A 672-nucleotide genomic window follows, 5' to 3' on the forward strand; every position below is an offset into this window, starting at 1 on the left:
CTTTGGGGCCATAGCTCAGCTGGGAGAGCGCCTGCCTTGCAAGCAGGAGGTCAGCGGTTCGATCCCGCTTGGCTCCACCATAAGATTACTATGATCGGTTTTACCAGAATATGCAGGTTGACCTGATGACGCTGGTAGGATACGATAACAGTCCTGTCGCAAGACAGTGACCTTGATCCTTGAAAACTAGATAACGAAACGAATTTGCGTTTTAGAAAGATCCTTTAAGCTGATCTTGTGTCATGAGAATGACCAAGGAAGTTAAATGTAGCAGCGATCTAATCGTGACAGGAGATCCTTTGAAATCTTATTTCAACCTTGGAGTGGTTTACACAATCAGGGAAATGAGAATTCAAGAGAGCGCCTGGCGCGAATATATCGCACCAGGTTAAGCTACTAAGAGCACACGGAGGATGCCTAGGCGCTAGGAGCCGACGAAGGACGTGGCGAACGACGAAATGGCCTCGGGGAGCTGTAAGCAAGCTTTGATCCGGGGATGTCCGAATGGGGAAACCCGACTGGAATAATACCCAGTCACCGCTGCCTGAACACATAGGGCAGAGGGAGGCATACCAGGGGAACTGAAACATCTAAGTACCCTGAGGAAGAGAAAACAAGAGTGATTCCGTCAGTAGCGGCGAGCGAACGCGGAACAGCCTAAACCAAGGGGCT

At 50.0% G+C, this 672-nt stretch carries 1 tRNA gene and 1 rRNA gene; both read left to right on the forward strand.

The window, feature by feature from the left end:
• The first annotated feature begins 4 nt into the window (after positions 1-4).
• Positions 5-80: transfer RNA gene (locus tag JJQ72_RS20280), tRNA-Ala, on the forward strand.
• Between the two features lie 306 nt (positions 81-386).
• Positions 387-672, forward strand: a 23S ribosomal RNA gene (locus JJQ72_RS20285); the annotation flags it as partial.

The organism is Paenibacillus sp. F411 (assembly GCF_017582705.1).
Classification (GTDB): domain Bacteria; phylum Bacillota; class Bacilli; order Paenibacillales; family Paenibacillaceae; genus Paenibacillus_AQ; species Paenibacillus_AQ algicola.